Origin of the sequence: uncultured Algibacter sp. (assembly GCF_963976535.1) — a bacterium.
Classification (GTDB): Bacteria; Bacteroidota; Bacteroidia; order Flavobacteriales; family Flavobacteriaceae; genus Algibacter_B.
This window is the reverse complement of the sequence record NZ_CAXBLF010000106.1, coordinates 1-5,011: the sequence shown is the minus strand read 5'-3', so window position 1 is coordinate 5,011 and position 5,011 is coordinate 1. Positions and strand designations below refer to the sequence as shown.

Below are 5,011 nucleotides of genomic sequence, written 5' to 3'. Positions count from 1 at the left end.
ATCCTGCCACCCCGACAAAATAGTATATCAATCATTATCAAAAACCTGTTAATCGTATGATTTACAGGTTTTTGCATTTTTAACAGTATCATAAGAAAGTAAAAAACACTGTTAAAAAAGTCAACAAATCGGATAACAAAACTATTTTTCAAAAAGTGTTGACCGATTTGTTAAAATTCAGCAATTAGTTGACTATATAAATGTATCTTTAAAGTGATTTGACTTTCGTCTTTACAAATTATTGTTTAACAAAAAGTCATTTAAAATGAAAACAAAAAGCACATTCACCATTATTTTCTTTACAAGAAAATCAAGAAGCCATTCGAATCAACTTTCTATCTATGCCCGTATTACTGTAAACGGTAAACGCTCAGAAATCAGCTTAAAAAGGAGTGTTCCATAATACTTGTTTTTATTATCAATAAGATACAGAATCTAAATGACTAACTCAAAAAAATAAATTATTCTTCAGTATAAGATTCTTTGCTTATAGAATTGTGTTATTCCATTTAATCAGTTCACTTTTATTTGTTTATCTTTATTATTGACAACAATCAATGAAAAAGATACTTTATATACTTGTATTCATCTTTATTGGCTTCAATGCTAATACACAATCTCTTTCAGAAATAGGGCTTCCGTTTATACAAAATTACACACCAGATGATTATGCAGCAGATTCTCAAAATTGGGCGGTTGTACAAAGCAATGAAGGCTTTATGTATTTTGGTAATAATGAAGGGATATTAGAATATGACGGCGTATCGTGGCGACTTATTCAACTGCCCAATTTAGGCAGATCATTATCGTTAGCAGTAACAAAAGAAAATAGAATTTATGTTGGAGGAGATAATGAATTAGGCTATTTAGAAGCTGATGCTTTTGGTAAATTACAATTTGTTTCCTTAAAAAAATATTTACCCAAAACAAATCAAGAATTTCAATATATAAGAAGCATAAGTATTATAGAGAATACTATTTACTTTCAATCTAGAGATAAAATATTTCAATGGAATAATGAGGCGTTTAAAATCCTAAATCCTAAAATAGGTTTCAATTTTTCAAAAGCAATAAATGACGACTTATATGTGATTGAAAACAATGTCATTATACGAAAATTAGTTGATGATAAATTTGAAGATGTAGCTAACGCCTCTAGTATAAAAGCACAAGTCATTGTAGATATAGTACCATTAAAAGAAAATCAACTGCTAGTACTTACCCTAAAAAAAGGGCTGTTTATTCTTGACAAAGGAAATTTTACGCCTTTTAACACAGCAAGTAATAATTATCTAACAGAAAATTTTGCAAGAAGAATTAAAAAATTAAGTAATGGCTGGTATATAATAGGCACGTATAATGGAGGTGTAGCTTTATTAGATGCAGACGGAAATTTTATAAAAGCAATAGATAAAATTGACGGACTTATTAATAATTATATTGTCAACTTCCTTGAAGATAAACAAAAAGGGGTATGGTTAACCACCAACTATGGGATTTCAAGAATAGAATTACTCTCACCATATACTATTTTTGATGAAAGGCATGGATTAAATGGTTATGTAAATAGAATTTTTAGACATAAAGAAAAACTGTACGTAGCCAATTTTAATGGAGTGTTAAGTTTAGCTCCTAAAGGGGATCTAAAAAACAGTAATATATTTAAAACTATAAGTGAATCCTTTTTTTCTAAAGCTAAAAACCCCTCTATTCAAGCATTTTATTTTATTGCAATTAATGATAGTCTATTTTCTGCATCTAGGGCTGGAATGCACATTATTGTTGACCATCAAATTGTACAAAAATTTAATTACAAAAGTTCAGCTTTAATGAGGTCAAAAACAGATCCCAATCGAATTTATATTGGTCTTGACGATGGTTTAGCATCCATAAAATATAATAATAGACAATGGATAGATGATGGCAGAATTAACGGAATTAAAGACGATATTAGGGAAATAGTCGAAGATAAAAATGGAAACTTATGGTTAGAATCACAAACAGATGGTGTTTGGAAAGTTAGCTTTTCTAAAAGCTATAAAAATCCCGATGTAAAACATTTTAGAGCAAATAAGGAACTACCATCTGGAGTTCTCTTTTTGAAATTTGTTAATGGAGACGTTTTATTTACGATAAATAATTATCCATATAAATATATTGAAGAACAAGACAGTATCGTAGCAAACCATTCATTTGGAAAAACATTTGGACTGTTTGGTGAAATATCCGTCAAGAAAGAAGATGAGAATGGAGACTTATGGATGTTTGCGCAATTAGAGAAAGAAGATGAAAAAAGATCTAGAATTAAAGTTACTAAACAACCCAATGGCTCTTATGTTATTAAAAAAATTGTAGATGAACGGATTTCTTTAGATGTCAATACAGCCCATTTTACAGATAAAAATAATGTTGTTTGGTATGGAGGAAGTGATGGAATTATAAGGCACGATCTGAATATTGAAAGCACAAGTGAACACGATTTCAATACACATATCAGAAAAGTGGTTTATCAATCAGACTCATTACTATTTGGAGGAGTAAAAACAGAAAAGAAAAGTACATCCATTCCATATAAAAACAATGCATTCCGATTTGAATTTGCGGCAACTAGTTATGATGACGAATCTAAAAATGAATACCAATATATGCTGGAAGGGTTTGATGAAAATTGGTCATCATGGTCGTTAGAAACCCAAAAAGATTATACAAACATTCCAGAAGGGGATTATCATTTTAAAGTACGTTCAAAAAATGTTTTTAATCATATTGGAGAAGATGATAGTTATTCCTTTACCGTTTTACCACCTTGGTACAGAACCTGGTGGATGTATCTCCTTTATGGTTTAGGGACCATTGCATTGCTATCGCTAATACTACAATGGCGATCAAAAGAACTGCGAAGAAAAAATGAAAATTTAGAAAATCTTGTGGCAGAACGGACGACGGAGATCCATCACAAAAACGAACTGCTTATGCACCAAACAGAGAAGTTAGTGCAAATTGATGAAGCCAAGACAGAACTATACGCAAACATCACTCATGAATTTAGAACACCACTTACTGTAATTCTTGGAATGGCGGACACCTTGAAATCTAATGTTAAAAACAACCATTTTGAAGACACCGATAAGTCTCTGGAAATGATTCGGCGTAACGGAAAAAATTTATTGCAATTGGTTAATGAAATGCTGGATTTAGCAAAAGTAGAAAGTGGCTCCATGGATTTGAATTTGGTACAAACCGATGCCATTCCGTTTGTAAAGTATTTGAGTGAAAGCTTTCATTCACTAGCTGAATCCAAGAAAATTGATCTTACTGTTTATTCCGAAATTGATACTTTGGAAATGGATATTGATGTGAATAAAATGGCATCCATTGTTTCCAATCTGCTTTCAAATGCCATAAAATTCACATCGGCAAATGGCAAAATATTTGTCCATCTTAACAAAATCCAAACAAAAGACGATGAATTTTTATCAATAAAATTCAAAGACACCGGTTTAGGGCTAACAGAAAATGACATAACCCATCTATTTGATCGCTTCTATCAAGTAGATGACGTATCGTCTCAAAAGCGTAGCGGTACAGGTATTGGTCTTTCTTTAGCCAAAGAATTTGTGGAATTAATGAACGGAACTATTGATGTAGAGAGTACTCTTGGTAAGGGAAGCACCTTTACGGTACAAATACCAATAACCAATAATGCGGTTAAAACAGTAGACGCAAAAATAACGGTAGAACCACCTATTAAAAAAACATCAAATAGTACTAAAACGGAATCAACAGTTTTAGATGAGGCTTCTGTATTACCCTTGGCGCTTATTGTTGAGGATAATGAAGATGTGGCCCATTATTTAAAAGCTTGTCTAAAAGGGAAGTACCAAACCATACATGCCATCAATGGGAATTTGGGTATAGACATGGCATACGAAAAAATACCAGACATCATTATCAGTGATGTTATGATGCCTGGCAAAGATGGTTTTGAAGTGTGTGCCGCATTAAAATCTGATGAACGAACAGATCATATCCCCATTATACTCTTAACGGCGAAAGTAACTACTGAAGATCGGTTAACAGGGCTGGCGCATGGAGCAGATGCCTATCTAGCAAAACCCTTTAACGAAAAAGAACTATTTATCAGATTGGATCAACTGGTTTTAGTTCGAAAAAAACTAATCGACAAAATTAAAAAAGAGGGCTTTATTAAATTCCTTAACAATAGGGCTGAAAACCCTGAAACAAAATTTCTTCAAAAAGTCATAATCGTAGTTAATGAGGAAATCAGTAACGCAACTTTTGGTGCATCAGACCTTGCTAGCAAGTTACATTTAAGCGAATCTCAAGTCTATAAAAAAATAAAAGCCATTACCGATAAATCTACAGCGGTTTTTATAAGATCTATCCGACTACAAAAAGCAAAAGAACTCTTGCAAACTACTAATAAAACCATTTCCGAGATTGCTTATGAAGTTGGTTTTAACGATCCCTCCTGGTTTAGTCGTGCCTTTAAGGAAGAATTTGGCTTTGCACCAAGCGATTTTCTTAAATAACATATTTTAAACAGTTTAATACTATTGTCCGATTAAAAATAGTTCATTTAATGAAAACCATTGTGAACACAGGGTTTTCAAGGCTTATAAAAAAAAGGGGTTGCTTTTTGCAATTACTGAAAATTTTTATTTTTTAGAATGGTATGAATTTAAAAATCAATGTTTATCAATTAGTTACAATCAAGTCTTGATTCTTGGTTCTTACAGCGTAGCGGTCTTATGTCTTTAACTGGACACTATTGCTTTATTTAATTCAATCTTCCAATATTACATTAAAAACACAAATTTTATATGCAATGCACAAATACTGCTAGACTTTGACTAAATAGTACATGATGCTTTTTGGTTTTTGATATAATATTGTAACAAGCTTATTTTGAGCTTTTTGAATAAATAATATAAAAACCATGAAAACACAATTAAAACCTTTAGTAATTATAGCAATTGCAGTACTAACT

At 31.6% G+C, this 5,011-nt stretch carries 2 protein-coding genes; both read left to right on the top strand.

The annotated features are described in order from the left end of the window. Positions 1-265 precede the first annotated feature (265 nt). The gene (locus AAC024_RS15650; RefSeq protein ID WP_339896425.1) at positions 266-403 is read left to right on the top strand and encodes a hypothetical protein; all 138 of its coding nucleotides are present in this window, start codon (positions 266-268) and stop codon (positions 401-403) included. Between the two features lie 154 nt (positions 404-557). Next, entirely contained in the window at positions 558-4,553 is a 3,996-nt protein-coding gene (locus tag AAC024_RS15645; protein ID WP_339896424.1) for a hybrid sensor histidine kinase/response regulator transcription factor, read from the top strand. Positions 4,554-5,011: the final 458 nt, after the last annotated feature.

Bases quoted from the DNA above. Each gene is read 5' to 3' on its own strand.
- AAC024_RS15650 (WP_339896425.1), top strand. From the start codon at position 266: ATGAAAACAAAAAGCACATTCACCATTATTTTCTTTACAAGAAAATCA.
- AAC024_RS15645 (WP_339896424.1), top strand. From the start codon at position 558: ATGAAAAAGATACTTTATATACTTGTATTCATCTTTATTGGCTTCAAT.